Origin of the sequence: Vibrio sp. Vb339, from assembly GCF_902751245.1 — a bacterium.
Lineage (GTDB): Bacteria > Pseudomonadota > Gammaproteobacteria > Enterobacterales > Vibrionaceae > Vibrio > Vibrio coralliirubri.
Genome location: NZ_CADDIS010000004.1, coordinates 286,043 through 312,913 on the forward strand (window position 1 = coordinate 286,043; position 26,871 = coordinate 312,913).

A 26,871-nucleotide genomic window follows, 5' to 3' on the forward strand; every position below is an offset into this window, starting at 1 on the left:
AAAACTCAAGACGAAAAAACACACAGATCCGGATCACATTATTTCACGCCACGAAATTAGAATGAGTTAGTTCAATCACACTTGATTTAGAGTTTTTTATGGAGGACTTATTTTTTGAAGAGAATAATGAGAAGCGCGTCACTTTTGCGATGGAACTCACCTTATGTGCATTGTTGACGATATAAACAAAGAGTATTTCTATATGTTTCAGCTTAAGAGAAGTGCCTAACTTAGTTTGGACGAAAAAAAAGCTCCCACTTTTATCTAAATAAGACAATAGCTAGGGAGCTTTTCTATTAATGTTGCTTATCGATTATTCTACCGAAGTCACTCGACTTACTTTCTCGCCACTTTCAGAGATAGAGCGGATGTAAGTTTCGCCAGAAACCGATGGACGTTGTTGCTCATCATACGTTAGCCAGTTTTCACCATCAGCTGAGTATTGAAGCTCTACGCCTGGGAATTGAACGTTCATTGCAAGCTTGCCATCAACCACTTTTGCACCCGGAACTGGCAGTCGGTAATCAATGCCCGCTTTTTCAAGCTTAGCCAGCTCACGTTGGCCAACAATATTCGCGAAACGATTAAAGTCACTGTTTAGAGCCTGCTTATTCACTAAGTCAGTATCTTGAGAGTACTCAACGCCCACTTTGTAGTCGTTTTCCCAATCCGCTCGGTGCCATGCACGCTCAGCTGCAGCAAGAACGCGTGGGAATACCATGTATTCATACTGCTCGTCGGTACGTACTGTTTCAGACCAAAGCTGAGCTGACAAACCGTAGAAAGGTTTCGCTTCAATCTCGCCTTTACCACTGAAGCCGTTGCCGTCACGGTCTAATGACGTTTCTGCGTTTTGTGGCATGTTCTCTGGAGCAAAGCCAAACATCTTACGAGTATCGGTTGCACGCGTTGCCCAGTAGTAACCACGTTCTGCTGCGTCTACTTCGTATGGCATATCCATGTATACGTAATCTGGGTTAGAAACAATTACGTCATAACCTTTCGCAGACCAGTCGTAAACTGATGAAGTACCGCCCCAGTAAAGAACATCCCAGAAGTTAACGCGCGTACTTTCTGTTGCAAATGCCTCTTCACCTTCGCTGTATTTCAGGCCATCTTGCCACGCTTGGAAGTGTGGAATGCCCTTCTCAGCAACAATCTTAGACACCTCTTCTGCAAAGTGGCTTGGCAGATGACCGAAATCGCTTACTGTACCGTCCGCAATTAGTTTCTGACATTGTGGAGACTGTTGGAACGGCTTATCTTGCTTAGACAAATCAATGTTACCTTTCCATGCCACTTTGTCTTCTGCATTAATATCTTGTAAGCCAGCGCCTAACTTAATGTTTTTCGCTTCATCGCCACCAAAGTGCCAAGTCGTTAGCGGAACACCCGCTTCTTGGTGCATTGCAGCCACTTCAGAGATCACTTTATCAACAAAGTGAGTCGACGATTCCATACATGGGTTAATGAAGCTTTGCTTATCGTAGAACTGAACGGTCGTCACGTTCGATGTATCTTGTGGATCCATCAGACGGTATTCGTTCGCTTCCGCTTCTTTACCTTCCGCCATTAGGCGAGTGTAACGTGCTTCCATTGATACCACAGCAGAACGAGCGTGTGCTGGCATATCAATCTCTGGGATAACTTCGATGCTGCGCGCTTTTGCGTAGCTTAAGATCTCGACGTAATCCGCTTTAATAAAGAAACCAGAGCCGAAGTTGTCTGTTGTTGGACCTGAACCTAGCTGAGGCAGTAAACAGCTTTGCTCTTCCAAATCGAAACAACGATTAGACCCTACATCCGTTAGCTCTGGTAAACCTGGGATTTCTAAACGCCAACCTTCATCATCTGTTAAGTGAAGGTGCAGTTTGTTCATCTTGTAGGCTGCCATTTGATCTAGCGTGGCTAGGATGGCATCTTTTGAGTGGAAGTTTCGAGCAACATCCACCATCACACCACGGTAGTCAAAGCGTGGAGCATCTTGGATCGACAGTTGTGGTAATGATTCAGCGTTCTGACTGTCTATTAGGCCAAAAATAGACTGAACTGCGTAGAAAGCACCTGTTTTATCAAACGCTTTAATCGCAATCCCCTCTTCCGAGATGCTTAGTTCATAAGCGCCAGATTTCGCTAAATCACCCGTAAACTGAGTAGGAACAACAGCGACACTCACAGGTAGGTCGCCACTCACATCTACGTTTACCACATCTGCACGTTCTTCAATTGCTGCGAATTGCTCAGCGTCGAATGCGTCTTTAGGTAGGGCAATACCACCAGCAATGCTAACTGAACCTTCACCGGCTTTTACCGACATTGGCGTTGGTAGTAAAGTAGTTGATACGTCTTGCGTTGCTAGATCCGCATTCTTTTCGAAACGCGTAACAGCAGTCGCCATTACGTTGTTGTCATCAGGCGTACGCTTTAGGTTGTTTCCTTCTAAACCTGTTACGAACGACGCAACATCTTCCGTATTCAATGAAGCAATCATCTTAGGTTCTGCGTTTGGTGCCGTTACAAATGCACCCGGCATAAAGTCGGTTTCAAACAGTTGCCAGTATTCACTGGTTAATGGAAGAATCACTTCTTCACCCGCTGCAAAACCATCAAATTTTTCTGTTGGTTCTAGCTTGTGCAAGTCGCCGGTTACGCGAGTGATTTTAAACTGCTCATTATCAACATCTAAGATAAGGCGAATACTGTGGAAGTAGATGGTCCAATCTTTTGAATCAATCGCTTCACCATCGTTAGTTAGCGTCATGTTTACTTTATTACATGACGCCCACTCTGCGCCTAAGTCCTGACAAGCCATGCCTTCGTTTGCACCGTGGTTCGTCAAGATTTCATATTGCACATCAAGGTTATCAGCCAGTGCATTAACCACCTTTTGCTCTGGTGCTTGTGTCACAGCACAACCCGCCAAACCAGCCAGTACCGCTACAGATAGTAAGTTTCTCTTCAACATCGTATTCACCCATAAATTTAAAAATTGAGTAAGAAGCAAATTGGAGCGCTTCGAAAGTTAACTAAACTATATGGGCTTATTTTTTATCGTGAATTAAATCAAGCTAATAAAGTGATCAGCTTCAAATCTCAAAATCAGCGATAAACTTAATTATATAAAAATCATTAAGTTAGAATTAACGGTACTTCCGTCAGTTTTATTTTGACGTAAAAATTGAGAATTGAATCACAATCTTTTTAAAGGATTTCATAAAATCGTGTCGTTGATAGAGAGAAAGGTTTAAGAGTTTGTTCGGGTTGTTATACTTTTCGTACAAACAACGTGACATCGTTCTCAAAAAAAACCGTTAAAAAACACCGTCAAAATCGATTTTAACGAGTTTAATACTTCCTAAAGGAGCTCCCTTTGCGCCCACTCTGGTACATGGTTTTATTCGTTCTCGCTTTTTCAGCTAGGCAAGCGGTCGCCGAGCCCCTTTATTGGCAAGCAAAAAAGGATGAACTGACACTCACTATCTTAGGTTCCGTGCACGTTGGGGACGAGAGTATGTACCCACTTCCTTCAGCGATCATCAGCGCGCTAAAAAACAGTGATGGGTTAGTTATCGAAACGGATATCAGAAAGTCTGATGGCGTGATATATCCCCACAACAAACTCACTACTGCCGATGTACTCAATGAAGAACAGCTGCAATTATTAACCGACATCTCAAAATCATTGGACATGCCGACGCAACAACTGCTTAGCTCACCGCCTTGGGCGACTTCTCTTTCGATACAGATGCAGCAGTTAAAAAACCTTGGTTATGGCTCCGCCGGCGGCGTTGATGCGACGCTAGCTTACAAAGCAACTATCCAAGATGTTCCGGTTATCAGTTTAGAACCACTACAATTCCAAATAGACCTGATGACAAAACAAAAGGACGACGGTAAAGAGTGGTTAGTCAGTAGCCTTGAAGAGTTTGACCAAACTGAACGTGTGGTTCATTGCCTGATTGAAAGCTGGAAAGCAGGTGATTTAGCGAAGCTGGAAGCCTTTTCAGAGCTATCAGAGATGTCGCCTGAACTTGAGAAAGCATTCTTAACCGATCGCAACATAGATTGGGCAAACAAGCTATCAGCCAATAATTGGAAACTTAAGTCTAAAGGGAACTACTTAATCGTAGTTGGCACCTTGCACCTAATTGGAGAAGGTAACCTTATACAGTTATTAGAAAAGAAAGGGTTCAGTGTCATCCAGCAATCACAAAGCCAACCAGCCCAATGTCAATTCGAGGCTAGCCAAAAAAGCTAACGATGCTCAACCTCATTTCGTTTTCGCTATAAAAGCATTTCCTTAATAACAGAATCTTTACATTTAATAGCACCATTGCGGTGCTATTATCTTTCGCTCTTTTTACCTATGGCGTTGTTCTAATGAAACCAGTACTTTTTGCTTTCCCTTTAGCCCTCACGATGCTGATGCCCTCAATAGTCTCAGCCAAAGAAACATGCACCATCGAACAGTTTCAGGCGATAGACATACAACCGGATACCAAAGGCGGTGTATTAGATAAAGAAAGCGGACAGTTTTTGATTACTGAGAAACCACCGATGCGCTGCGCCAATATTACGTTCACAACCTCTACAACACGAAACCGTATCGCAAGCCAAATGAACAACAATTTTGAAGCGAACTTTTACGACAACCAAACGGGAAGCTCTCACTCGGTGACGTTTGATGAAGATGAAGTAAAGGCAGGTTACATTCGAATAGGCCCGAATAAGCCAGCGGAAGCGTATGTTTGTTTTGTTACCTCGGAAACACCGATAAAAGACATCACGTGTGATGTGAATTGATCATTGAGTTGCTTGAAGAAAAAAACAGGGCTAAGGGAAAGGTCCGTTTTCCGCATAGCCCTATTTTGCTGCTTACTCGGTAGCTTAAAGTATGTCTGTACTCGCTTCGGAATAACGCGCGATAATCGGATTTTGTAATGCATTCGGATCGCCCGGCGACCACATTCCACGCTTCATTCCTTTCACAATCAAATGAATCACCGCGGCATCAATAGCAGACATCACAGCAATATTGACCGGTTCATTTTGGCTATAGCCCATTTCAACTTCTAACAGTTCTTTATAATCAACAAAGCGAAATGCGCCGAACCCAATCTCGTGTGAAGAGATAGTTTTAGTGGTGGTGACACTCAATAGAACTTGCCCGGTTCTAACGTCAACCGCTCTTAAATTGACAGTGACTTGATCCGTTCTGTATTGTCCAGAACCACCGATCCCAAGATACTTAGCACCCGCACCGCCTGTCACGATATTCGAGTCATAAGCTACAATGCCACCTTCGATGACGATGTTAGCGGAACTCAAAGACGACAAGTCTGCCCCATGATTGTTTACGACCTTATCTTTTTTCTGAGCCGCTCGAATGATCTTACGTTCAGTCAATAAGTTTTGGAGCCCTTCACGCTCCAGGGGTACGAACCACTGAGAGTCGATAAGTGCCGTCGTCAATAAAGACGTCCCACCCTGTGGTACTGCTGTCGAAAAGTTACTGTTCGGCTGAGGCTTGTATTGGCCTGTTTGATCTCTAAAGTCATACACCGAGACCAATATTTTCCCTCGAGGCTGAGGTAATGAGATGAGATCGGTATAAGTCGATCCTCTCGGCATCAGTTTTGGCGTTTCAGAAGTCTCTGGAATTTGCATAGAGTAAGTGCACCCTCCCAACACAAAGGTCAAGAAGACGATAATGATCGATTTCATAACACAATCCTTGTGATTAGAGGTCTGGGTTTAGTCCCGAAACACTGATTTCTGTTGATTCCCCTGTCGCTTTATCGACGATTTGAACGAGTAAGGTCCCGGAGTCGTCAACAATATTGAGGAAAAAGTCATCTGTTTCTAACTGCCCTGTATTCCCGTTACCTACATCAGCAAGCAACTGGCTTATCAAACGAGACTCTAAACTAGACGCTAAACGATCTAAGGCTGATTCTTGCTCATCAAAGATATCCCTTGCATTTGGGTCTTCATAATCATTGATAGCATTAGCGTGATTAAAAAGGTGAGAACTGTTTAAAGCGTTTCCGCCAAAACTTGGATTTACGGGCGTATAAACTAATTCGCTTGAGTAAACCGAAGGCGAAACTATCAGCGCAATGAGCGCGGCCTTTCTGAAAAATATCGACATCCTTGGCTCCTTAAAATTCATCATGGTCTAGGTCGTAAGTGTCCTGAAAGAGTCTCTCTGCTTGCCATCTGATAATGTAATTCCCTACAACTCGAGTGGCATCGGCAGCTCGTTCTTTCGCTTGTCTACGACCAGGGGACAACGCCGTACGGAAGATCGGTTTTCTAGAGTGTTGAACCTCTATGATGCTTCCAGATAATGCCGTTGGCCTCTCTTTTACCGTCAAATTTTCCTTAAGGTTGGGATAACTCTCGTTGAGCGATTGAGAGAAAAAGAAATAGAAGTCATCGCCTAAGCGCGTAATTGTTCTATCCACTATGATCCCGTCAACTTCGCTAAAGTCGTTAAACTTTTCCTTCAGGTTATTTGTCGAATCCTCAAGTTTTGTTCCATTTTCTAAGGGAGCACCATTTTCAAGACCATGACTCGTATCCCCTGCACTAACAGCGCAAGAAAATAGAGTAATTGTAAGCAGCTTGATTTTCATGTGGGCTCCCATTCAAAGTCCATTTACAAAATGAGAATGTGGTTCGTTGAATCTATACAAAGCCTAATCCATGCTCACAGTGGCATATATAAACTTTAGGTTTAATCTCCGGGAGAAATTAATGAACTAAGGAGGGGATGCACAAGTTAATTACTAATTAAATTTCTCATATGCAATTAAATATTTTCACCTTTAAGTTTATAGATGATATTCACCTAGAAACCTAAGATGTTCTCATGCTAGTGAGTTACACGGCGTTCAACACGGAATATATATTTAGTTGAATAAACACGCATCAGACACTTTAGGGTAAAGATAATGACAAGTCGGACAGTAGCACTTACCAGCTTAACTTGCTTATATTTATCAATAGGTAGTTTTAATGTTGCTATAGCCTCTGGTATTGAGGGGGACTTTTTACATAATGTCGATCAGGACATTATTAATGACTATAGCGACTTATATAATTATTCATCTGGGGATTTAGATAATTACTCAGAGATAGATATAACAAACAGTTCTGATTCAAACTCAACGATTATTCAATATAGTCCTGGAATTAAAGCGAATAATAGAGCGAAGATTAAACAAAGTGGTCACTCTAATTCAGCAAATATTACACAAGTGGGACGAAATAATGTTGCGTATATCGATCAAGATGGATCGAACAATACCGCCGCTATTGGGCAACTTGGCGGAAATAGCGAAGCGCTGATTTCCCAAGACGGAAACCACAATTTAGCGGTAATAGGACAAGCGAACTTCTCAGGGCAAGGGAGTCAATTAAGTATTGACCAAAAAGGCAACCATAATACGGCATTTATGGCTGGGTCTGGAGGAGACAACTTAGGAATTTCTCAAGATGGGCACGACTTCGCGATAGTCAATGCGTCGAGCTCGATGAGAATCTACATCAATCAAGCAAATTAGCGCGCAGTATGGATAGCTTGATTCAAGGTCACTTCATTTGAAGTGATACATAGTCGACATGGAAATGTATAAGGATACAACTTATGAAACTTACACAAATTGGAATTATAGTCGGTGCCATTATTGGTTTTAACGCAGCTCACGCTTCTGCACCTGAACCAGGGTTTGGTGTCAAAGAAGGAGTTACTGACCTGAGAATCTCTAACAAAGCAGCAGCTATTGAGCCCATTGCTATGGATAACACAGCGATTTGGCAAATGGGGAATGGTGATCATGCGAATGTACTAATCGAGCAAAATACTTCCGGTGTAGATGACGGTCATATAGCTCTGGTTGACACGCACGCTAGCAAACACTCAGATGTAGTGGTAAGACAAGATGGTAACCTCAATGAAGCGCATGTGAAACTACGTTACAAAAGAAACGACGCACTCATCGATCAAGATGGCTTGAGTAACCAAGCTAGAGTCAAAGTGCAGCGTGGTGGTCGAAACAACGATTTCAGTGTCACTCAAATGGGCAATGAAAACATTTCGATCGTTAAATCTAAAGGTGGTGCAGACCGAAATGATGCTGACGTATACATCAACGGTAACTCTAACAAGACTTACACTGAGTTTAGCAACCGAAGCGTCGACAACAACCTTGTAGATATTGAGATTACAGGTGATGGCAACTATGTGGAAACTATCGTCAATACAGATGTTGGTGGTGGTGATTGGAATACAGTCGACATTGATCTAGCGAACAGCAGTAATTTAAATAGAGTATTTACGTTACAAACAGGATCACATTCAAATGCGACTGTTGACTTATCAAACAGCAACATGAACCAATTTATGATTGAGCAAACCTCTTATGATAATGCTGCTGTTTTAGGCAACGGGGCTAACGGAAACGTTGGACTTATTTACCAAAACTAATATGAATATTAATAATCTATATAAAACGGCGTTGATCGCCGTTTTATTTTTATCTAGCGAACCAAGCTATGCCTCCCCTTATAGTTCACTTCAATGCAATTTAAGTAATAAAAGTGTCATTCTTGTATTAAGTAACAAAATACCATCCTCATTTACTGTACACACTAACAACAATTCTACATTTCAACAAAAATCAAATCTTGGAAAAACCAAGATAATTATGCATAAAAATCAACTACCTTTAACCATAGAATTTAAAAATGACAATTATATTTGGACAATTGCGTCAGACTGTACAATAAACAAAAAATCTACCTGACAGCTAACTTATTTACCTTCTCTTGTTCTCTAAAGTAACATTCATAAAACTTATTGATTAATTAGACTTTAAGTTAGCCAAATATGCATGTGTGATATAAACTATAAAATCTAATAAGGATGTTATGGGTGAATATAAGGAGCTGGCACATGGCTAAGATGGGGGCATACCAAGCCATTTTACTTGCGGAAAACAACCTACAATCAACGCTACTCAAAGAATCGATCGAACAAAAAATCAACATCAGTATCAAACTCATATCGCCTGAAAGACTGAGTACCACAGCACTCAAAAATCAAGAGTTGGATCTCATTATTATTGATTACCCAACAATGACTAAGCAATACACTGAAAAGTACCAAGAGCTTAGAGATGACGTGGCAAGCGACGTCCATGAAGTATTGCTCAATACCCCACATGATTTCCCTCATTCAGAGATGCTGAAGTGGCAATTTTTGGTCGGTATTTTTTATGCGTCAGATACACTTGAGAAGCTAGTTACCGGATTTAACTGTATTTTACAGGGTGAAATGTGGATGAGCAGAAAGCTAATCTACCAGTACATAAGCTTTTACAGAGAAAGACAGTGCGCGAAAACTAGCCCTCACTATCTAAAGCTCACAAAACGCGAGCAACAAATCATTAAGCTACTCGGTGATGGGGCTTCTAATACCCAGATAGCAGACACACTTTATGTGAGTGAGAATACGGTCAAAGCACACCTTCACAATACCTTTAAAAAAATCAAAGTGAAGAATCGCTTACAGGCTTTAATTTGGGTGAAGAACAATATTGCAACCAATGAGTTCGTCCAGTAACCAAGATTTGGTGCTATCACGATAAGAAAACGATAACATTTCGAATATGGAAAGGCATGCTAAAGCGGTATTCGATGAAACTAGCATTTCAGCCCCGCTCCCTTGTAAAAACTACAAATACGAAAAAGGCTTCTCATTGCTGAGAAGCCTTTTTCTTAATGTATGTCCCGTCCTGAAATGTGTTTACACATTGAGGACGAATTATGACTACTTCAAATATCAGGCGAACCCCACCTAGGTTCTAATCCCATTTCCCATACCCTGAAACGACGAAAGCCTGCTCAATGAGCAGGCTTTCAAAATGTGGTCGGTGAAGAGGGATTCGAACCCCCGACCCTCTGGTCCCAAACCAGATGCGCTACCAAGCTGCGCTATTCACCGAGATATCTAACTGGCTGATTGCCTGTCGATGGAGCGTATAATACGGATTCTAAATTTATCCGCAAGCGCTTTTTCTCATATTTATTGTGAATTCGAATCGTTCGAACAAAAGACATACAACAACACGCTTGATGTGACGAAAAACACACAGTTACCAACAAGTATTTAACTTATGAAACAGGATTGATCCAGATCAGTGAATTGATAACACCAGTTAATACACTAACCCGTGTCATATAACTTTGAGGTATACACATGGACTTTTGGCTAGATCTCCTATTTGGTAATGCGGTGGGACTATCTTCAATGATAGTAATCTTCGGGGCTCTGGGTCTCATGATGTTTTATGGAGGCTTCTTCATCTACAAAGTTATGACTGAAAAATCTCCTCACTAGAATCGCTCAGCCTAAATCATTTACTTTATAAGTAAATGTCAAAACGCTTTGCACCGGAGCAGACTTATTGTCTTCTCCGGTTTTTTCATTTTTAAACCCAGCCTCAACTTAGGTATACTTACCCTATCCTTCCCCAACTTGAGATACACACTATGTCTCATGATGACGACTTAGATCTATTCCAAGAAATGATGGGCGATGTTAAACGTATCGACCATGACACCGCTGAACACCAGAAAGTACACCGAGTCACCGAATCTCACCTTGCTAAGCGTGAAGCCGCTATGTGGTTGTCTGACGACGAGAAAGACTACTTATCATTAGATTACTCGCCAATGATCAAGCCAGACGATGTCATTGCTTATAAAAAAGACGGTGTACAAGAAGGCGTATACAAAAAGCTGCGCCTAGGCAAATACCCTATTCAAGCCAAGCTCGACCTTCATAGGAAAACACTGAAAGACGCACGTAACGAAGTGCTTTCATTTTTGCGTCAGTGTTTAAGAATGGATGTTCGTACCGTCATCATTGTTCACGGTAAGGGTGAGCGTTCAAACCCACCAGCAATGATGAAAAGCTACGTGGCAAATTGGCTTACGCAAATCAACGATGTTCAATGTGTTCATTCTGCACAGCAATTTCATGGTGGTACGGGCGCAGTCTACGTCATGCTCAGAAAGAGTAATGAGAAAAAGCTAGAGAACAGAGAGCGCCATCAAAAACGCACCAGTTAATAGGTTGAGATAGATAAATGGGCTAGTAGCGATTTTGCATCAAGATCGATATTTCGTGCCTAGACTCACACCAAGTGCTAAAATTGCCTCAGTTAACGAATTCCAACTCAAAGCAACTATCCAAAGGTTGCTTTTTGTTTATCTATATTTCCGTTGTGAAACGCTAAGAGAATATCATGTCACAAGAATCCCAAGCTAAACGCCTTAATAAATACATCAGTGAAACTGGTTTTTGCTCACGCCGCGAAGCCGATAAGCTCATTGATGCAGGCCGAGTTACTATTAACGGTAAGATCCCTGAAATGGGTACTAAAGTCTTGCCAGGTGATGATGTTGAGATCGACAATAAGCCTGTTCGCTCAAAAGAGAAGCCGATTTACATTGCTCTTAATAAACCAACAGGTATCACCTGTACGACTGAGCGTGATATTCCTGGCAACATCGTCGACTTTATCGGCCACCACAAGCGCATTTTCCCGATTGGTCGTCTAGATAAGCCTTCTGATGGCCTTATCTTCTTAACCAATGACGGCGACATCGTAAACAAAATCCTACGTGCAGGTAACAACCACGAGAAAGAATACGTGGTGCGTGTAGATAAGCCGATTACGACGGAATTCTTGAAGCAAATGGGCGCTGGCGTTCACATTCTCGATACAGTCACTTTGCCATGTAAAGTAGAGAAAGAGACCAAATTCTCATTCCGAATTACACTAACACAAGGCCTTAACCGCCAAATTCGCCGTATGTGTGAAGCGCTCGGTTATGAAGTATTTAAGCTACGTCGTGTTCGTATTATGAATATCTCACTAGACGGTATTCCTAACGGCAAGTGGCGCTACCTGAGCGACGAAGAGATCACTGAGATCTTAGCGATGTGTGAAGGCTCAGTAAGTACGGAAGATGCGTCAAAAATGAACGCGAAAGGTCAACGCATTCGTAAAGCGACTGACGCGAAACTTTTTGATAGCCGTGAAGAGAACCAAGCTTCAACAGCGCGCCGTAATCAAAACGAGAACCGTACACGTACTTACCGCGGTAACAATGCGGATGAATTCCGTCATGCACCTAACTCAAAGCGTGGCCGCAATTCATCGAACGGTGAAAGCGGTGGTAATACCGAGAACTGGAAATCGAACTCTCGTTCAGAGCGTTCTAATTCAGATAGAAACCGTTCGGATCGCAATCGCACAGATCGCGATAATACCGATCGTAGAAGTGGTAAGCCGGCAAACCGCAGCCAAGATTCAAACAGACCGAACAAACCTGCACCAAAGCGTGTTGGTGGTACTTTAGGTCTGAAGAAGTAGTCTGAATTAGTAAGACGAGACACTCGATATAAAAACGCCCGCTAGATTAGTCTAGCGGGCGTTTTTGTTTGTCATTCGATAGTTTTATCATCATGACAACGACAATCTATAAACATAGATCCGCAAACTGTCCGCGAGTCAGTAGCGTTAAGTCTTTTGGGTCGAGTTCAATCTCTAGCCCACGCTTCCCTGCACTCACACATATCGTTTCAAAATCGGTAGCGCTGGAATGAACAAAAGTAGGCAAGGCTTTCTTCTGACCAAGCGGACTAATTCCACCAACAACATAACCCGTGGTTTTCTGAGCAATATCTGGATCAGCCATCTCTGCTTTTTTGCCTTTCGCTGCTTTTGCTGCCAGCTTTAGGTTTAGCTTCTGGTCGACAGGAATAACGGCAACCGCCAAATCTTTCGCCACACCATTCAAGCAGAATAACAGCGTTTTGAATACACGTTTGGGATCTTGACCAAGCGCTTCAACGGCTTCTAAACCATAGTTCGTATTATTGGCATCATGATGGTACTGATGCACGCTATGAGCGATTTTCTTTTTCTTGGCAAGATTGATTGCAGGGGTCATAACAAATCCAAACGATAGATAAACAAAAAGCGACGCCGAGGCGTCGCTTTAGTTAAATTTATCATGGTGCTAGAGTCAATCTAATTTAACACCTATTGATACAATTGCTTGGATTCAATTACTTGTAAACCATTTGGCCTGAAGGCGCGTACTTGTTTACGTCAACCGGGCTGTTTGCTTCTAGGTACTCTTTCAGTACTTCAGCATCAACAAAACCAGTATTTACATAACCTGGGTGGTCAGACAATTTAGGGTAACCGTCACCACCAGCAGCGTTAAAGCTTGGTACTGTGAAACGGTATGTTTCGTCTAGACGAAGCTGTTTGCCACCGATGAATACATTCGATACTTCACCGTTCGCTACTGTCATTGAGATACCAGCAAACTGAGCGTAAGCACCAGAATCGATTGGTTTAGTCGCCACTACATTTAGGTAATCTAGAACTTCTTTACCCGTCATGTCCGTGTAAGTCAGGATGTTCGCAAAAGGCTGTACCGTTAGCACGTCTTTGTAAGTAACATTACCGGCTTCAATTGAGTCACGAACGCCACCAGAGTTCATCACAGCGAAGTCTGCTTTTGCGCGCTCCATGTGAGAAGTCGCAATCAAACGACCTAGGTTGGTCTGTTGGAAGCGAACGACGTTACGATCGCCTTCAAGCTTACCATTTGTCTCTGCGATTTGAACTTCTAGCTGTGCTTGACCTTGCTCTTGGAAAGGACGTAGGAATTCAAGTAGCTCTGGGTCTTGTGCGATTTCATCTTGAATAAGAACACGTTGCTTCTTACCGTCAATCTTAACTTTCTTCTTAAGGTTAACTGGAATCAGGTCGTAGCTCACCATCTCTAGCTCACCATTACGGAATTCGTAATCAGCACGACCTACGTACTTGCCCCACTCATGAGCTTGAACGATGTAAGTACCATTCTGTACGTCAGGCTTACACTCATCACCCGGCTTGAAGTTTTTCTTCGCAACGTTAGGGCCTTCCATACACACAGGCTCTTGAGAGTGACCACCAACGATCATGTCTAGATCGCCTTCATTTAGGTAACGAGCAAGTGCGACATCACCCGGTGCGTTAACACCACGTTGGCCGTTTTCGTAGTGACCCATGTGAGTCACAGCGAAGATTAAATCTGGCTTCTCTGTTTCTTTAAGTTCAGCGATCAGCTTCTTCGCTTCTTCTTTAGGGTCACGGAAATCAATGCTCGCGATGAACTCAGGGTTACCGATTTTTGCCGTATCTTCAGTGGTTAGACCGATAACCGCAATCTTGATACCTTGCTTTTCAAACATCTCGTAAGCTTGGAACTTGCGTTCGCCTGTTGCTTTGTCGTAGATGTTTGCAGATAGCATTGGGAAGTTAGCCCAATCGATCTGCTTTTGTAGTACGTCTAAAGAGTTGTCAAACTCGTGGTTACCCAATGCCATTGCATCGTAACCAATTTTATTCATACCTTTGAAATCAGGTTCTGCATCTTGAAGATCTGACTCTGGCACACCCGTGTTGATGTCACCACCAGATAGAAGCAACACGCTACCGCCTTCTGCTTCAACTTCAGCACGAAGTTGGTCAACAAGCGTTTTACGCGCAGACATGCCGTATTCACCGTATTTGTTCTGCCAAAAACGACCATGGTTGTCGTTAGTGTGTAGAACCGTTAGCTTGTAAGTTTCGTCTTGGTTCCAATCTTGAGTTGATTGAGACGCACACCCAGCTAGAGTAGCTAGGATTGCAGCACTTAGTGCTGTCTTTAGAATAAGGCGTTGCTTCATTGTCATACCTTTGAACTTTTTAGGGGAATCCACTGCTTTTTTATCACTCAAACTCAACAAATGTCCGCTAAGGAAACATCGTTAGAATTTAGTAAAACATGAAGTAGTTTAAATTAAGACGGTAAACCTAACAGAGTGATTTCATATTTATGTAGGATAGATCACCTTAATCTCCTATCGAGTGTGTAACAAAGCGGCAAAGTTGCATTTGAGCAAATAAGTGATCACAGGCAAACGTTTTCATAATTTTTTAGATTATTTGTGATTGGCTCAATTCAACATCCCCGAAAAGTGACCTTCGTTAAATTTATTCTATTTATCAAAGCCTTAATTGATATGTTATAACATACCTACTAATAGGCTAACTGGTTTGAAAGTATCAACTTAACCGCAACTCGCTGACCGATAGGTACAAAAAAGCCGGCGTTTGCGCCGGCTGTTAATTATATGCAGTTCAATTATTTAATATCGATGTGCTCAAAGCCTTTGATAAGGTCATCAAGTTCTTTCATCTGCTTCAAGAACGGCTCTAGTTTGTCTAGAGGTAGCGCAGATGGGCCATCACAACGAGCTTGATCTGGATTCGGGTGAGCTTCAATGAACAGACCCGCAATACCCGTAGCAAGACCCGCTTTAGCAAGTTCAACCGTTTGCTCACGACGACCGCCAGATGCAGCACCTGATGGGTCACGCATTTGTAGAGAGTGCGTCACGTCGAAGATGATTGGGCTACCGTTTGAAGACTTCTTCATTACGCCAAAGCCAAGCATATCGACAACAAGGTTGTCGTAACCCATGCAAGCGCCACGCTCACAAAGGATAATGTTGTCGTTACCACACTCAGCAAACTTATCAACGATGTTGCCAACTTGGTTCGGGCTCATGAACTGAGGCTTCTTCACGTTGATTACTGCGCCAGTCTTAGCCATTGCTTCAACAAGATCAGTTTGACGAGCTAGGAATGCAGGTAATTGGATTACATCAACCACATCCGCAACAGGCTGAGCTTGAGCTTCTGTGTGGATATCAGTAATGATCTTCACGCCGAAAGTATCTTTCAGCTCTTGGAAGATTTTAAGACCTTCTTCCATTCCTGGACCACGGTATGAATGAACTGAGCTGCGGTTCGCTTTATCAAAAGACGCCTTAAATACGTAAGGGATGCCCAGCTTCTCGGTTACTTTTACATAGTGCTCACAGATCTGCATAGCAAGATCGCGAGATTCAAGAACGTTCATGCCTGCAAATAGCGTAAATGGCTTGTCGTTTGCAATTGGCATATCGCCAATGTGAACTGTTTTTTGTTCCATCATATTCTCTCTAAGTAATTATTAATTAGTGAACTACCACTGTCTTTTCGTTCATGACGTTCACTTGAGATTTCAGTAACTCAGATGCAGGGTCATCTGGGCATTGGTCGATAAAATATTGATAATCGGTTGCGGCTACTTGGTGACAGTCTAGCTGCTGATAGATAAAACCGCGGTCACGGATTTCATATGGGTCATCAGGTACAAACGTCAAAGCAAGGTCAGTACACTTCAATGCAAGCGTATAACGCTCTTCTCGCAGCAGTGCACTCTTGAGCAGGGCTAACCACTTACCAATAATTGTTGGGTGGTCGGCAACTTCTAAGTGCTCAGGTTTCACCTTAGCTAATGGGCCATCATGTCCAATTAACCATGCTCGCAGCGTTTGTTCGCCAACATACTCACCGTTATAAGGGTTAATGTAGGCCGCAGCTTGCCCGTACCAACTTACTTTAATTAAGAATTGAGTAGGGAAAGAGACGCCCTCTACAGGAAAGCCTAGCTTGCGACCTAGAAAAAGAAAGATCGCCCCCAGACTCACTGGAATGCCTTTCTTTCTCTCAAGCACTTTATCGATGAACGCGTTTTCCGAAGAGAAATACGCGTCTTTATCGCCAGCAAAGCCCCATTCATAAAAGAATAGTCGAATAAAAGATTCAAACTTCTGCTGTTCATCGGTTTCATTAACCAAAGCAAACTCGGCGTCTTTTAACAATCTCGCCAGCTCTTGCTCTGCCCAACTGTCTTGAGTTTCTGGGTTAATCGCTTTATTTAAGATCAATGCACCTTCAGCTAACTCTAGCTGGTCAAAGTCTTCATCAAAAAATTCGTACATAGATAGTTAACCGAAATAAGGAGATAATTAACCGAAAAATGTTGGTGTCTTAGTCATTGCGATTTTGCCTGCCATCGCTAACCAGCCAAGCGCACCAAAGAAAGAGAATACTCTCAATAGCTTGTTTTTACCTAGCTTAAGCGCAAAGAAACCTAATGCGATGTAAGCCATAACACAAGTTAGTTTTTCGGTTAACCATGGTGCTGCTGGTGTGAATGGAATAAAGCCAGTGATGAAAATCAAGCCAATACCCGATAGCAATAGCAACGAGTCATTGATATGAGGAAAACGCTGCAAGAAAGGATGCTTAAGCTTAGGTGAGTTAGCCATCATAAGAGCGAAACGAATCGAAAGAAGTAGCGCACTTATAGCAATCGTTAATAGGTGAAAATGTTTTAGACCTTCGTACATGGTATTCCTTTATATTTTTATATGTGCTTTCGTTAACACGAGCCTCACAATACCCGTTAATGCCCTGTATTTCTTCGTTAAATGCATTACCGAGTTAAATGTATTGTCGAATTAAAGGTATCAATTTAGCAAGTTCATCATCCATTGCTCACAAGACGATTAACAATCACTAACTATGAACAGTAACAACCCAATGTCACTCGGTCATTACCACCGTAATCTTTCTCTGTCACAACATCGAGATAACCGAGCGCCTGCATAATCTCACGAACTGCCAAACCTTGGTCATAGCCGTGTTCAAATGCTAACCAACCTTCATTTTCCAAAAAGCCGCGTGCGTTTTCAGAAATGTATCGAATATCTGCAAGCCCTTTCTCTTCAGCAACCAGTGCTGTGATCGGCTCAAAACGCACATCGCCTTGAGACAAATGAGGATCATTCTTCTCAATGTATGGCGGGTTAGAAACAATCAGAGAGAACTTCACAGTTTCTTCAGAGCTCAAAGGCTCAAACCAACTGCCGTGCAAAAAAGTCGCATTGGTGATATTGAGACGTTGTGCATTCTCTGTCGCAAGCTGTTGCGCTTCAGGGCGAAGATCAATACCCGTTACCTGTCGATTCGGCATCTCAGACGCCAATGCTAACGCGATAGCACCTGTACCTGTCCCTAAATCGAGAATCGCGCCTTGCTTGCCGTACGTTTTATCCAAAGCCACCTCAACCAAACGCTCAGTATCTGGGCGTGGGATTAATGTAGAAGGGGAAACTTTTAACGGCAGTGACCAAAACTCACGCTCACCAATAATGTAAGCCACAGGCTCACCGGTTAAGCGACGTTTTAGAAGGGCATTGAATTCAGACTCTTGCTCTGCGGTGAGATGCTTCTCAGGCCAAGTCAGTAGGTAAGATCTTGGTTTATCTAAAGCGTGACAAAGCAGTACCGCGGCATCAATAGAGGGTGATGTGTTATCACCCTCTTGAAGCTTTACGATTGCTGCTTTTAAAGCACTTTCAACCGTATATGCTGACTGCATACTGGTTAGTTGTTCTCTGCAAGTGCAGCAAGCTGATCGGCTTGGTGCTCTTGAAGTACAGGATCAAGCAAGCTTTGCATGTCACCTTCAAGTACTTCGTTAAGACGGTAGATAGTAAGGTTGATACGGTGATCCGAAACACGACCTTGTGGGTAGTTGTACGTACGAATACGGTCACTACGGTCACCCGAACCTAGTAGGTTACGACGTGTATCAGAAACCGCTGCCGCGCGGCGCTCTTCTTCTGCTTGAACAATACGAGCAGCAAGAACAGCCATCGCTTTCGCTTTGTTTTTATGCTGAGAACGCTCGTCCTGACACTCTACTACTGTACCCGTTGGTAAGTGAGTAATACGGATTGCTGAATCCGTGGTGTTAACGTGCTGACCACCCGCGCCTGACGCACGGAAAGTATCAATTTTAAGGTCGCCCGCTTTGATTTCTGGAAGATCCGCTTCTGGGATTTCCGGCATAACGGCAACCGTACATGCTGACGTGTGAACACGGCCTTGAGATTCGGTTTCAGGTACACGTTGTACACGGTGACCGCCTGACTCAAACTTCATTGTGCCGTAAACAGCGTCGCCACTTACCTTAGCGATCATCTCTTTGTAGCCGCCTTGTTCAGAAGCATTGCTGCTCATGATTTCAACGCGCCAACCTTTCTTCTCAGCAAACTTAGAGTACATACGGAACAGGTTGCCCGCGAAGATACCCGCTTCATCACCACCCGCGCCTGCACGGATTTCAAGGAAACAGTTACGCTCATCGTTTGGATCTTTTGGAATCAGAAGAATCTGTAGCTCATCAGTCAAACGTTCAATCGCCGCTTTTGCGTCTTTGATTTCGTCTTGAGCCATTTCTCGCATTTCAGCGTCATCTTCGTTTGCCATCTCTTCAGCAGCTTCTAAATCTTCTTGAGCTTGCTGGTATGACTGGAAGCAAGCCGTCACTTCTTCTAGTTGAGAGTACTCTTTAGAAAGTGCACGGAATTTGTCTTGATTCCCGATTACATCTGGATCACCAAGTAGATGTTGAACTTCTTCATAGCGTTCAACAAGTGTTTCAAGCTTTACTAGAATCGAGGCTTTCATAATGTCTTATTCTGTTGGAGGTCTAATATTATTGAGGGTTTTCTAAGCCCAAACTCTGTCTAATGACCATTAATTTTGCAGGTTCTCCTTGCTCAGCTGCACTTTGAAGTGCGCGCGTTGGAGCATGGATCAATTTGTTTGTGAGCTTATTACTTAGCTCAAGTAAGACTTTCTCAGGGTCACCGCCAGCGGCAAGTGATTGTAAACTCTTACTTAATAATTCTTCTCGGATTTCGTTGGCCGATTTACGGTAGTCACGAATACTGTCTACAGCTTGCAGTGAACGCATCCAACTCATAAATGCTGCACTTTCTTCGCTAACTATTGCTTCCGCTTGAATCGCTTCCACTTTGCGCTGTTCAATGTTGCCATCAACAATCGACTGCAGATCATCCACTGAATAAAGGTAGGCGTCATTCAATTCACCAACCTGAGATTCCACATCACGCGGAACCGCAATATCAACCAACAACATAGGTTGATGTTTTCTTGTTTTCAGTGCAGTTTCCACCATGCCTTTACCAATGATAGGTAACGGACTTGCGGTTGAGCTGATCACGATATCTGCTCGATGCAGATGATCAGGGATCTCATTAAGGCTGATCACTTCAGCACCAAACTCTTCAGCCAACCCTAAAGCACGCTCACGAGTTCGGTTAGCCACAATCATCTTGGTACAGCCATTTGCTGAAAGATGCTTAGCCACCAACTCAATGGTTTCACCCGCACCCACCAATAACACGGTTGAATCGGCAATCGACTCAAAGATGTGTTTGGCTAACGTACAAGCTGCGTAAGCAACCGAAACCGCGCTTCCGCCGATCTCCGTTTCAGTTCGAACACGCTTCGCGACAGAGAATGATTTTTGGAACAGCTTTTCCATTGAAGCATCAACAGATTTGTTCTCTCGCGAGTCTGTATAAGCTTGCTTCACCTGACCTAAAATCTGTGGTTCACCCAATACCAAAGAGTCCAAGCCACAAGCTACGCGCATTAAATGTTTAATCGCCGCCTGCTCTTCATGGACATAAATGCTCGGTTTTAGCTCTTCAGGGCTCACTTGATGGAAAACTGACAACCAATCGATGAGCTTGTTTTTTGCCACGCCTTTGACGTCACAATACAATTCAGTTCGATTACAGGTAGAAAGTATGACACTTCCATTTACGTGTGCATTTGCGTTAAGTTGCTTGAGTGCCTCAGATAATTTATCTGGACCAAAAGCGACTTTTTCTCGCAATTCAACCGACGCTGTATTGTGATTGATACCTACGGCAAGCAAAGACATGTATCAGAAGTTCTCGATCAGGGAATGGAAACAAGGGGCGAATTTTACTTGATGCATGGCTCTATTTAAAGAGCAAGCGGGATTTGTTTTCCTGACTTCGTGAATTCAATGCTATAGTTGAAGCGTTTTTTAGATAAATTTGAACAAGTTGTGAGCAAATATGAGCAAGCTTCTCAAAATCGCGTCTCTTATTTTTATGGCCATAATTATGGTGGGTTGCTCGTCTATCCCAGAACAACCAACCAGCGTTGAATGGCAAAGTCATCAAGATCGGCTTTTACAGATAGAAAACTACCAAGCCTCAGGCAAGCTCGCTTACATTTCCCCAGAGCAACGCCAAAGCCTAAATTTCATTTGGAAGCATTCACCAAATCAAAGTCAATTAAGGCTTACGACTTTTCTCGGTCAAACTGCATTGAACCTAACCATTGATCCATCAGGTGCAAAAGTCGTGACCTATGATGATCAAGTATTTACTCATGCGAGCGCTTCAGTCTTGGTTGAGCAGCTGACAGGCTTACAGATCCCTATTGATCATCTACCACAATGGTTCCTTGGCATTCCAGATCAAGCCGATAGCTACCAATTGAACACCACCAACACGCTTGAATCTCTCACCAAACAAGTCAGCAGCCAACTATGGACACTGAGTTTTGCTAACTATCGCAATACAGAGATGCCGAATAAGCAACTATCGGATGAAGACAATACTAAGGTAGAGACAATCCCACTCCCTACTCGATTGTCATTCAAGCAAGACAATAACAAAATCAACATTGTAGTTTCGAAGTGGACACTGAAAAAATGATAACAACGCCAACCCATTGGCCTTCTCCGGCTAAACTGAATTTATTTCTCTATATCACTGGTCGACGTGACAATGGCTATCACGAACTTCAAACTTTATTTCAGTTTGTCGATTTTGGTGATGAACTGACGGTTACCGCAAACTCAGAAACTAGCTCGATAACAATCACACCAGAAATCCCTGGGGTAGCACTTGAAGACAACCTGATCTGGAAAGCCGCTACTGCGCTACAGCAATATACCTCAACCTCTTTCGGTGCAGATATTGAACTCAAGAAAGTACTGCCTATGGGTGGCGGTATTGGCGGAGGCTCTTCAAATGCAGCAACCGTGTTGGTCGCTCTGAATTATTTATGGCAACTCAACCTCTCGGATAATCAACTCGCCGAGATCGGTTTGAAGCTTGGTGCTGACGTTCCTGTGTTCGTTCGAGGCCACGCCGCCTTTGCTGAAGGGGTTGGAGAACAGCTACAGCCCGCTAATCCGGATGAAAAATGGTATCTTGTGGTTAAGCCTCAAGTGAGCATAGCAACTGTAGACATATTCACACATTCAGAATTAACGCGAAACACTCCAAAGCGAGCGCTATCAACGCTTCTAGAGCAAGAATACGTAAACGATTGCGAAAAAATTGTGCGAATGCTGTACCCAGAGGTTGATAAGCAACTTTCATGGCTGCTACAATACGCGCCGTCGAGATTGACTGGCACAGGTTCGTGCGTTTTTGCTGAATTTAACAGCAAAAAAGAAGCCGAATTGGTGCGAGAACAACTGCCTGACACAGTTTCCGCTTTTGTAGCGAAAGGAAGAAACATTTCTCCTTTAAAAGAAACTCTGGCTGAATACCAATCAGCCCACCCACAATCTATTTAAAACTGGACGCAACCCGAGGTTTCCACCGTGCCTGATATGAAGCTATTTGCTGGTAACGCAACACCTGAACTAGCCCAACGTATTGCTGATCGTCTATACATCTCTCTTGGCGATGCTACTGTAGACCGTTTTTCTGATGGCGAAGTCGCTGTTCAAATCAATGAAAACGTTCGTGGTAGCGATGTATTCCTGATTCAATCAACTTGTGCACCAACCAATGACAACCTTATGGAATTGGTGGTAATGATTGACGCAATGCGCCGTGCTTCTGCTGGCCGTATTACTGCTGTAATCCCTTACTTCGGTTATGCCCGTCAAGATCGTCGTGTACGTTCTGCTCGTGTGCCAATTACTGCAAAAGTTGTTGCAGACTTCCTTTCTAACGTTGGCGTTGACCGCGTTCTTACTATCGACCTACACGCAGAGCAAATCCAAGGCTTCTTCGATGTACCTGTTGATAACATCTTCGGCACTCCAGTTCTTCTAGAAGACATGGCTAACCGTGGCCTAGAAAACCCAGTTGTGGTTTCTCCAGACCTTGGTGGTGTTGTACGTGCTCGTGCAACGGCTAAAGCGCTAGGTGATGTTGACATCGCTATCGTTGATAAGCGTCGTCCACGTGCTAACGTTTCTGAAGTAATGAACCTAATCGGTGATGTTGAAGGCCGTGACTGTGTTATCGTTGATGACATGATCGATACGGGTGGCACACTATGTAAAGCAGCTGAAGCGCTTAAAGAGCGCGGTGCTAAGCGTGTATTCGCTTACGCAACTCACGCTGTTTTCTCTGGTACTGCTGCGAACAACATCAAGAACTCTGTTCTAGACCAAGTTATCGTAACGGATTCTATCTCTCTATCTCCAGAGATGGCTGCGACTGGTAAAGTGACAACACTTAGCCTTTCTCGCATGCTTGCTGAAGCGATTCGTCGTATCAGCAACGAAGAATCAATCTCAGCGATGTTCAACTAATCAAAGCCCAATAGCTTTGCTTTAGGAACACACAAGAGAAAAACATTAAGCACTTCATTCAATGAAGTGCTTTTTTTATGTCTGAGTAATATTGCACTGTTAGTTATCACAAACAGGAATAATCGCGCAGCTATCAGCTAGCTCGCACCTTTTTCATAAACTGTGATATCATACGGCGCTTTTTGAAATCCCAAGAGAGATCCATACCTTGAGCCAACAAATAAAACTTCTCGTTGGACTGGCTAATCCAGGTCCAGAATACGCCAAAACTCGCCACAATGCGGGCGCTTGGGTAGTTGAAGAATTAGCGCGTGTACATAACGTGACACTAAAGAACGAACCAAAGTTCTTTGGCCTAACGGGTCGTATCATGGTTCACGGTGAAGATCTTCGTTTGCTGATCCCAACGACTTTTATGAACTTGTCAGGCAAAGCAGTTGCAGCCTTAGCAAAGTTCTACCAAATTAAACCAGAAGAGATCATGGTCGCTCACGATGAGTTAGATCTGCCTCCTGGTATTGGAAAGTTTAAAAAAGGTGGTGGTCATGGTGGACACAATGGTCTGAAAGACATCATCAGCAAACAGGGTAACAATAAAGAATTCTATCGTCTTAGATTAGGCATTGGCCATCCAGGACACAAAGATAAAGTTGCAGGTTATGTATTAGGCAAAGCTCCTCAAAAAGAGCAAGAGTGTATCGAGGCCGTCGTTGACGAATCGGTTCGCAGCCTAGACATCTTATTAAAAGATGGCCTACCAAAAGCACAAAATCGCTTACATACGTTCAAAGCAGAATAAGGTTTATATCATGGGTTTTAAATGTGGCATCGTTGGTCTACCAAACGTTGGTAAGTCAACTCTGTTTAACGCACTGACTAAAGCAGGCATCGAAGCAGCAAACTTTCCATTTTGTACGATCGAACCAAACACAGGTATCGTTCCGGTTCCAGATCTACGCTTAGATGCATTAGCAAAAATTGTTAATCCACAAAAGATCCTTCCAACGACAATGGAATTCGTAGATATCGCGGGCCTAGTTGCTGGCGCATCTAAAGGTGAAGGTCTTGGTAACAAATTCCTAGCTAACATCCGTGAAACTGACGCTATCGGTCACGTTGTACGCTGCTTTGAAAATGAAAACATTGTTCACGTTGCTGGCAAAGTATCTCCAATCGAAGATATCGAAGTGATCAACCTTGAACTTGCACTGGCTGACTTAGACAGCTGTGAGCGTGCAATTCAACGTAACGCGAAGAAAGCAAAAGGCGGCGACAAAGACGCTAAATTCGAAATCACTGTACTAGAAAAGCTACTTCCAGTTCTAACTGAAGGTGGTATGGCGCGTACTGTTGAACTTGGCAAAGAAGAAGCGGCAGCAATCGGCTACCTAAACTTCCTAACGCTTAAGCCAACAATGTACATCGCAAACGTTGCAGAAGATGGTTTTGAAAATAACCCATACCTAGACGCTGTTCGTGAATACGCTGAAAACGAAAACAACGTAGTTGTTGCTGTTTGTGCAGCAATCGAATCGGAGCTTTCTGAACTTGATGACGAAGATCGCGAAGAGTTCCTAGCGGATATGGGTATCGAAGAGCCAGGTCTTAACCGAGTGATCCGCTCTGGTTACGAACTACTGACTCTTCAAACTTACTTCACAGCTGGCGTTAAAGAAGTTCGCGCTTGGACAATCCCTGTAGGTGCAACTGCGCCACAAGCAGCGGGTAAGATCCACACAGACTTCGAGAAAGGTTTCATCCGTGCTGAAGTTGTTGGATTCGATCACTTCATCGAATTTAACGGTGAGAGCGGTGCGAAAGACGCAGGTAAATGGCGCCTTGAAGGTAAAGAATACATCGTTAAAGATGGTGACGTTGTTCACTTCCGCTTCAACGTATAATTCTGATTAAACATCTAGAAAAAAGGCCAGTGAATTCACTGGCCTTTTTGTTTTTCTCGTTTCTAAATTGCCCCTCATCAAAAACTTAACTTCCTATATATATCGCCTTTTAGAGCTATTTTTTGTCGACAAATACGCCTCTTTGCCTAAAAAGAAACCGAACAGATGTTTATTCGCGATTTATTCAAAAAAAAAGTTGACGGGTTTCGCTCAACTACGCATAATGCGCCCCGTTCACAACGAAGCGGCAACGTCTCGAAATGGACGACAATTTGGAAATGGCTACTTAGCTCAGTTGGTTAGAGCACATCACTCATAATGATGGGGTCGCAGGTTCAAATCCCGCAGTAGCCACCATTTCCTAAGCACTTTGTTTGTTATTAAACACATGTTTATTAACGACAAGAGTTTTTAGGAAAGTAAAGCGGTCGTGGCGGAATTGGTAGACGCACCAGATTTAGGTTCTGGCGCCGAGAGGTGTGAGAGTTCAAGTCTCTCCGACCGCACCATATTGAGATATCTTAAGTGATATCATTGTTGGGCTATCGCCAAGCGGTAAGGCACTGGCTTTTGATGCCAGCATTCCCTGGTTCGAATCCAGGTAGCCCAGCCACAATTTAAAGTGTAATTATCTTTAAAAAGATAATGGCATTGGAAGCGAGATTATATTATATTACTTCGCTCTCAGATGGCTACTTAGCTCAGTTGGTTAGAGCACATCACTCATAATGATGGGGTCGCAGGTTCAAATCCCGCAGTAGCCACCATTCTTTCTTTATGAAAGAAGAAGAAACAACGTTATATTGAATTACCAATGTCGATATAACTATAAAGATTTGCTGCGGTCGTGGCGGAATTGGTAGACGCACCAGATTTAGGTTCTGGCGCCGAGAGGTGTGAGAGTTCAAGTCTCTCCGACCGCACCATTATTTAGATATCTTAATTGATATCCTGTTGGGCTATCGCCAAGCGGTAAGGCACTGGCTTTTGATGCCAGCATTCCCTGGTTCGAATCCAGGTAGCCCAGCCATTACAACGTTACTTAGACAAACCATAAGTCTTCTTAACTATACTCTTCGCTAGAGTAAAAGCTTTGCTGCGGTCGTGGCGGAATTGGTAGACGCACCAGATTTAGGTTCTGGCGCCGAGAGGTGTGAGAGTTCAAGTCTCTCCGACCGCACCATTATTTAGATATCTTAAATGATATCATTGTTGGGCTATCGCCAAGCGGTAAGGCACTGGCTTTTGATGCCAGCATTCCCTGGTTCGAATCCAGGTAGCCCAGCCACTATTTAAAACTCTTTGTTTTTACTTAGCTTGTTTTTAAGTTAAATAGCAAACCAAGAGCACAACGTTACATCGAATCACCAATGTCGATATAACTATAAAGACTTTCTCTTATCCACATCTGACGCTGCCACCGACTAGAGAGGGGTACTGGTCCGGGGTGGTCGGAGCGTTAAAGTAAAACCGACCGAACCATTATTTAGATATCTTAAATGATATCATTGTTGGGCTATCGCCAAGCGGTAAGGCA

25 protein-coding genes and 9 tRNA genes are annotated in these 26,871 nt (G+C 43.3%); 21 read left to right on the forward strand and 13 right to left on the reverse strand.

What is annotated here, in order from left to right:
* Window positions 1-313: 313 nt before the first annotated feature.
* Window positions 314-2,965 (reverse strand): beta-N-acetylhexosaminidase, encoded by a 2,652-nt coding sequence (locus tag HRQ85_RS19260; RefSeq protein ID WP_172380388.1) that lies wholly within the window; start codon window positions 2,963-2,965, stop codon window positions 314-316.
* A 405-nt stretch (window positions 2,966-3,370) separates the two neighbouring features.
* Between HRQ85_RS19260 and HRQ85_RS19265 the strand changes: the two genes are divergently transcribed.
* A complete protein-coding gene (locus HRQ85_RS19265; protein ID WP_172380389.1) occupies window positions 3,371-4,258 on the forward strand; it encodes a TraB/GumN family protein in 888 nt (295 codons plus the stop codon).
* A gap of 122 nt (window positions 4,259-4,380) precedes the next feature.
* A complete protein-coding gene (locus HRQ85_RS19270; protein WP_172380390.1) occupies window positions 4,381-4,803 on the forward strand; it encodes a hypothetical protein in 423 nt (140 codons plus the stop codon).
* Between the two features lie 84 nt (window positions 4,804-4,887).
* Here the strand turns inward: HRQ85_RS19270 and HRQ85_RS19275 are convergent, their stop codons facing one another.
* Genes HRQ85_RS19275 through HRQ85_RS19285 form a run of 3 tightly spaced genes read right to left on the reverse strand, consistent with a single transcriptional unit; the run spans window position 4,888 to window position 6,638 of the window.
* A complete protein-coding gene (locus HRQ85_RS19275; protein ID WP_172380391.1) occupies window positions 4,888-5,724 on the reverse strand; it encodes a CsgG/HfaB family protein in 837 nt (278 codons plus the stop codon).
* A gap of 16 nt (window positions 5,725-5,740) precedes the next feature.
* Entirely contained in the window at window positions 5,741-6,151 is a 411-nt protein-coding gene (locus HRQ85_RS19280) for a curli assembly protein CsgF (RefSeq protein WP_172380392.1), read from the reverse strand.
* Between the two features lie 10 nt (window positions 6,152-6,161).
* Window positions 6,162-6,638 carry a curli production assembly/transport protein CsgE gene (locus HRQ85_RS19285; protein ID WP_032548983.1) on the reverse strand — a complete coding sequence of 159 codons (477 nt, stop codon included), beginning with the start codon at window positions 6,636-6,638 and terminating at the stop codon, window positions 6,162-6,164.
* 318 nt (window positions 6,639-6,956) lie between these two features.
* Between HRQ85_RS19285 and HRQ85_RS19290 the strand changes: the two genes are divergently transcribed.
* The 3 genes from HRQ85_RS19290 (at window position 6,957) to HRQ85_RS19300 (ending at window position 9,628) form a co-directional block, all read left to right on the forward strand.
* Entirely contained in the window at window positions 6,957-7,568 is a 612-nt protein-coding gene (locus HRQ85_RS19290) for a curlin subunit CsgB (protein ID WP_172380393.1), read from the forward strand.
* Between the two features lie 83 nt (window positions 7,569-7,651).
* On the forward strand, window positions 7,652-8,491 hold the full coding sequence (locus HRQ85_RS19295) for a curlin (protein ID WP_172380394.1): 840 nt from the start codon (window positions 7,652-7,654) through the stop codon (window positions 8,489-8,491).
* 468 nt (window positions 8,492-8,959) lie between these two features.
* Window positions 8,960-9,628 carry a LuxR C-terminal-related transcriptional regulator gene (locus tag HRQ85_RS19300; RefSeq protein WP_050648080.1) on the forward strand — a complete coding sequence of 223 codons (669 nt, stop codon included), beginning with the start codon at window positions 8,960-8,962 and terminating at the stop codon, window positions 9,626-9,628.
* A gap of 304 nt (window positions 9,629-9,932) precedes the next feature.
* On the opposite strand, the gene HRQ85_RS19305 is transcribed toward HRQ85_RS19300, so the two are convergent.
* Window positions 9,933-10,009 (reverse strand) — tRNA-Pro (locus HRQ85_RS19305).
* 255 nt (window positions 10,010-10,264) lie between these two features.
* Here HRQ85_RS19305 and HRQ85_RS19310 point away from each other — a divergent pair.
* The 3 genes from HRQ85_RS19310 (at window position 10,265) to rluF (ending at window position 12,449) form a co-directional block, all read left to right on the forward strand.
* Window positions 10,265-10,405, forward strand: a complete 141-nt coding sequence (locus HRQ85_RS19310) for a DUF3149 domain-containing protein (RefSeq protein ID WP_017062321.1) — start codon at window positions 10,265-10,267, stop codon at window positions 10,403-10,405.
* A gap of 152 nt (window positions 10,406-10,557) precedes the next feature.
* Window positions 10,558-11,139 (forward strand): DNA endonuclease SmrA, encoded by a 582-nt coding sequence (gene smrA / locus HRQ85_RS19315; RefSeq protein WP_017076135.1) that lies wholly within the window; start codon window positions 10,558-10,560, stop codon window positions 11,137-11,139.
* A gap of 176 nt (window positions 11,140-11,315) precedes the next feature.
* Window positions 11,316-12,449: a 23S rRNA pseudouridine(2604) synthase RluF gene (gene rluF / locus HRQ85_RS19320; protein WP_017064161.1), complete on the forward strand. Its 1,134-nt coding sequence runs from the start codon at window positions 11,316-11,318 to the stop codon at window positions 12,447-12,449.
* A 106-nt stretch (window positions 12,450-12,555) separates the two neighbouring features.
* Here the strand turns inward: rluF and ybaK are convergent, their stop codons facing one another.
* From ybaK to hemA, 8 genes are all read right to left on the reverse strand, one after another.
* Window positions 12,556-13,029, reverse strand: coding sequence for a Cys-tRNA(Pro) deacylase (gene ybaK, locus HRQ85_RS19325; protein ID WP_048615700.1), 474 nt, complete (start codon window positions 13,027-13,029; stop codon window positions 12,556-12,558).
* Window positions 13,030-13,147: 118 nt separating this feature from the next.
* Window positions 13,148-14,809, reverse strand: coding sequence for a bifunctional UDP-sugar hydrolase/5'-nucleotidase UshA (gene ushA / locus HRQ85_RS19330; RefSeq protein WP_172380395.1), 1,662 nt, complete (start codon window positions 14,807-14,809; stop codon window positions 13,148-13,150).
* 458 nt (window positions 14,810-15,267) lie between these two features.
* Complete coding sequence (kdsA, locus tag HRQ85_RS19335) at window positions 15,268-16,122, reverse strand: 3-deoxy-8-phosphooctulonate synthase (protein ID WP_172380396.1); 855 nt, start codon at window positions 16,120-16,122, stop codon at window positions 15,268-15,270.
* 22 nt (window positions 16,123-16,144) lie between these two features.
* Window positions 16,145-16,954, reverse strand: a complete 810-nt coding sequence (locus tag HRQ85_RS19340) for a SirB1 family protein (RefSeq protein ID WP_172380397.1) — start codon at window positions 16,952-16,954, stop codon at window positions 16,145-16,147.
* Window positions 16,955-16,981: 27 nt separating this feature from the next.
* Window positions 16,982-17,365, reverse strand: coding sequence for a SirB2 family protein (locus tag HRQ85_RS19345; RefSeq protein ID WP_009848726.1), 384 nt, complete (start codon window positions 17,363-17,365; stop codon window positions 16,982-16,984).
* Between the two features lie 173 nt (window positions 17,366-17,538).
* Window positions 17,539-18,399 (reverse strand): peptide chain release factor N(5)-glutamine methyltransferase, encoded by an 861-nt coding sequence (prmC, locus tag HRQ85_RS19350; protein ID WP_172380398.1) that lies wholly within the window; start codon window positions 18,397-18,399, stop codon window positions 17,539-17,541.
* 5 nt (window positions 18,400-18,404) lie between these two features.
* Window positions 18,405-19,493 carry a peptide chain release factor 1 gene (gene prfA, locus HRQ85_RS19355; RefSeq protein WP_019821589.1) on the reverse strand — a complete coding sequence of 363 codons (1,089 nt, stop codon included), beginning with the start codon at window positions 19,491-19,493 and terminating at the stop codon, window positions 18,405-18,407.
* Window positions 19,494-19,521: 28 nt separating this feature from the next.
* Complete coding sequence (hemA, locus tag HRQ85_RS19360) at window positions 19,522-20,781, reverse strand: glutamyl-tRNA reductase (RefSeq protein WP_019821588.1); 1,260 nt, start codon at window positions 20,779-20,781, stop codon at window positions 19,522-19,524.
* 160 nt (window positions 20,782-20,941) lie between these two features.
* On the opposite strand from hemA, the gene lolB reads away from it, so the two are divergent.
* The 13 genes from lolB (at window position 20,942) to HRQ85_RS19425 (ending at window position 26,622) form a co-directional block, all read left to right on the forward strand.
* Complete coding sequence (gene lolB, locus HRQ85_RS19365; RefSeq protein WP_172380399.1) at window positions 20,942-21,589, forward strand: lipoprotein insertase outer membrane protein LolB; 648 nt, start codon at window positions 20,942-20,944, stop codon at window positions 21,587-21,589.
* Window positions 21,586-22,461 (forward strand): 4-(cytidine 5'-diphospho)-2-C-methyl-D-erythritol kinase, encoded by an 876-nt coding sequence (gene ispE, locus HRQ85_RS19370; RefSeq protein ID WP_172380400.1) that lies wholly within the window; start codon window positions 21,586-21,588, stop codon window positions 22,459-22,461. The genes lolB and ispE overlap by 4 nt, the downstream gene beginning before the upstream one ends.
* A 27-nt stretch (window positions 22,462-22,488) precedes the next feature.
* A complete protein-coding gene (locus HRQ85_RS19375; RefSeq protein WP_004739814.1) occupies window positions 22,489-23,433 on the forward strand; it encodes a ribose-phosphate pyrophosphokinase in 945 nt (314 codons plus the stop codon).
* Between the two features lie 208 nt (window positions 23,434-23,641).
* Window positions 23,642-24,232 carry an aminoacyl-tRNA hydrolase gene (pth, locus tag HRQ85_RS19380; protein ID WP_004739815.1) on the forward strand — a complete coding sequence of 197 codons (591 nt, stop codon included), beginning with the start codon at window positions 23,642-23,644 and terminating at the stop codon, window positions 24,230-24,232.
* Between the two features lie 10 nt (window positions 24,233-24,242).
* Window positions 24,243-25,334 (forward strand): redox-regulated ATPase YchF, encoded by a 1,092-nt coding sequence (ychF, locus tag HRQ85_RS19385; RefSeq protein WP_010439159.1) that lies wholly within the window; start codon window positions 24,243-24,245, stop codon window positions 25,332-25,334.
* A gap of 280 nt (window positions 25,335-25,614) precedes the next feature.
* A tRNA-Met gene (locus tag HRQ85_RS19390) sits at window positions 25,615-25,691 on the forward strand.
* A 67-nt stretch (window positions 25,692-25,758) separates the two neighbouring features.
* Window positions 25,759-25,843: transfer RNA gene (locus HRQ85_RS19395), tRNA-Leu, on the forward strand.
* Window positions 25,844-25,872: 29 nt separating this feature from the next.
* Window positions 25,873-25,947 (forward strand) — tRNA-Gln (locus HRQ85_RS19400).
* Window positions 25,948-26,024: 77 nt separating this feature from the next.
* A tRNA-Met gene (locus tag HRQ85_RS19405) sits at window positions 26,025-26,101 on the forward strand.
* A gap of 74 nt (window positions 26,102-26,175) precedes the next feature.
* Window positions 26,176-26,260, forward strand: a tRNA-Leu gene (locus HRQ85_RS19410).
* 29 nt (window positions 26,261-26,289) lie between these two features.
* Window positions 26,290-26,364: transfer RNA gene (locus HRQ85_RS19415), tRNA-Gln, on the forward strand.
* A 68-nt stretch (window positions 26,365-26,432) separates the two neighbouring features.
* Window positions 26,433-26,517 (forward strand) — tRNA-Leu (locus HRQ85_RS19420).
* Window positions 26,518-26,547: 30 nt separating this feature from the next.
* Window positions 26,548-26,622: transfer RNA gene (locus HRQ85_RS19425), tRNA-Gln, on the forward strand.
* Window positions 26,623-26,871: the final 249 nt, after the last annotated feature.

Bases quoted from the DNA above. Each gene is read 5' to 3' on its own strand.
- HRQ85_RS19260 (WP_172380388.1), bottom strand. From the start codon at position 2,965: ATGTTGAAGAGAAACTTACTATCTGTAGCGGTACTGGCTGGTTTGGCG.
- HRQ85_RS19270 (WP_172380390.1), top strand. From the start codon at position 4,381: ATGAAACCAGTACTTTTTGCTTTCCCTTTAGCCCTCACGATGCTGATG.
- HRQ85_RS19275 (WP_172380391.1), bottom strand. From the start codon at position 5,724: ATGAAATCGATCATTATCGTCTTCTTGACCTTTGTGTTGGGAGGGTGC.
- HRQ85_RS19280 (WP_172380392.1), bottom strand. From the start codon at position 6,151: ATGTCGATATTTTTCAGAAAGGCCGCGCTCATTGCGCTGATAGTTTCG.
- HRQ85_RS19285 (WP_032548983.1), bottom strand. From the start codon at position 6,638: ATGAAAATCAAGCTGCTTACAATTACTCTATTTTCTTGCGCTGTTAGT.
- HRQ85_RS19290 (WP_172380393.1), top strand. From the start codon at position 6,957: ATGACAAGTCGGACAGTAGCACTTACCAGCTTAACTTGCTTATATTTA.
- HRQ85_RS19295 (WP_172380394.1), top strand. From the start codon at position 7,652: ATGAAACTTACACAAATTGGAATTATAGTCGGTGCCATTATTGGTTTT.
- HRQ85_RS19300 (WP_050648080.1), top strand. From the start codon at position 8,960: ATGGCTAAGATGGGGGCATACCAAGCCATTTTACTTGCGGAAAACAAC.
- HRQ85_RS19310 (WP_017062321.1), top strand. From the start codon at position 10,265: ATGGACTTTTGGCTAGATCTCCTATTTGGTAATGCGGTGGGACTATCT.
- smrA (WP_017076135.1), top strand. From the start codon at position 10,558: ATGTCTCATGATGACGACTTAGATCTATTCCAAGAAATGATGGGCGAT.
- rluF (WP_017064161.1), top strand. From the start codon at position 11,316: ATGTCACAAGAATCCCAAGCTAAACGCCTTAATAAATACATCAGTGAA.
- ybaK (WP_048615700.1), bottom strand. From the start codon at position 13,029: ATGACCCCTGCAATCAATCTTGCCAAGAAAAAGAAAATCGCTCATAGC.
- ushA (WP_172380395.1), bottom strand. From the start codon at position 14,809: ATGAAGCAACGCCTTATTCTAAAGACAGCACTAAGTGCTGCAATCCTA.
- kdsA (WP_172380396.1), bottom strand. From the start codon at position 16,122: ATGATGGAACAAAAAACAGTTCACATTGGCGATATGCCAATTGCAAAC.
- HRQ85_RS19340 (WP_172380397.1), bottom strand. From the start codon at position 16,954: ATGTACGAATTTTTTGATGAAGACTTTGACCAGCTAGAGTTAGCTGAA.
- HRQ85_RS19345 (WP_009848726.1), bottom strand. From the start codon at position 17,365: ATGTACGAAGGTCTAAAACATTTTCACCTATTAACGATTGCTATAAGT.
- prmC (WP_172380398.1), bottom strand. From the start codon at position 18,399: ATGCAGTCAGCATATACGGTTGAAAGTGCTTTAAAAGCAGCAATCGTA.
- prfA (WP_019821589.1), bottom strand. From the start codon at position 19,493: ATGAAAGCCTCGATTCTAGTAAAGCTTGAAACACTTGTTGAACGCTAT.
- hemA (WP_019821588.1), bottom strand. From the start codon at position 20,781: ATGTCTTTGCTTGCCGTAGGTATCAATCACAATACAGCGTCGGTTGAA.
- lolB (WP_172380399.1), top strand. From the start codon at position 20,942: ATGAGCAAGCTTCTCAAAATCGCGTCTCTTATTTTTATGGCCATAATT.
- ispE (WP_172380400.1), top strand. From the start codon at position 21,586: ATGATAACAACGCCAACCCATTGGCCTTCTCCGGCTAAACTGAATTTA.
- ychF (WP_010439159.1), top strand. From the start codon at position 24,243: ATGGGTTTTAAATGTGGCATCGTTGGTCTACCAAACGTTGGTAAGTCA.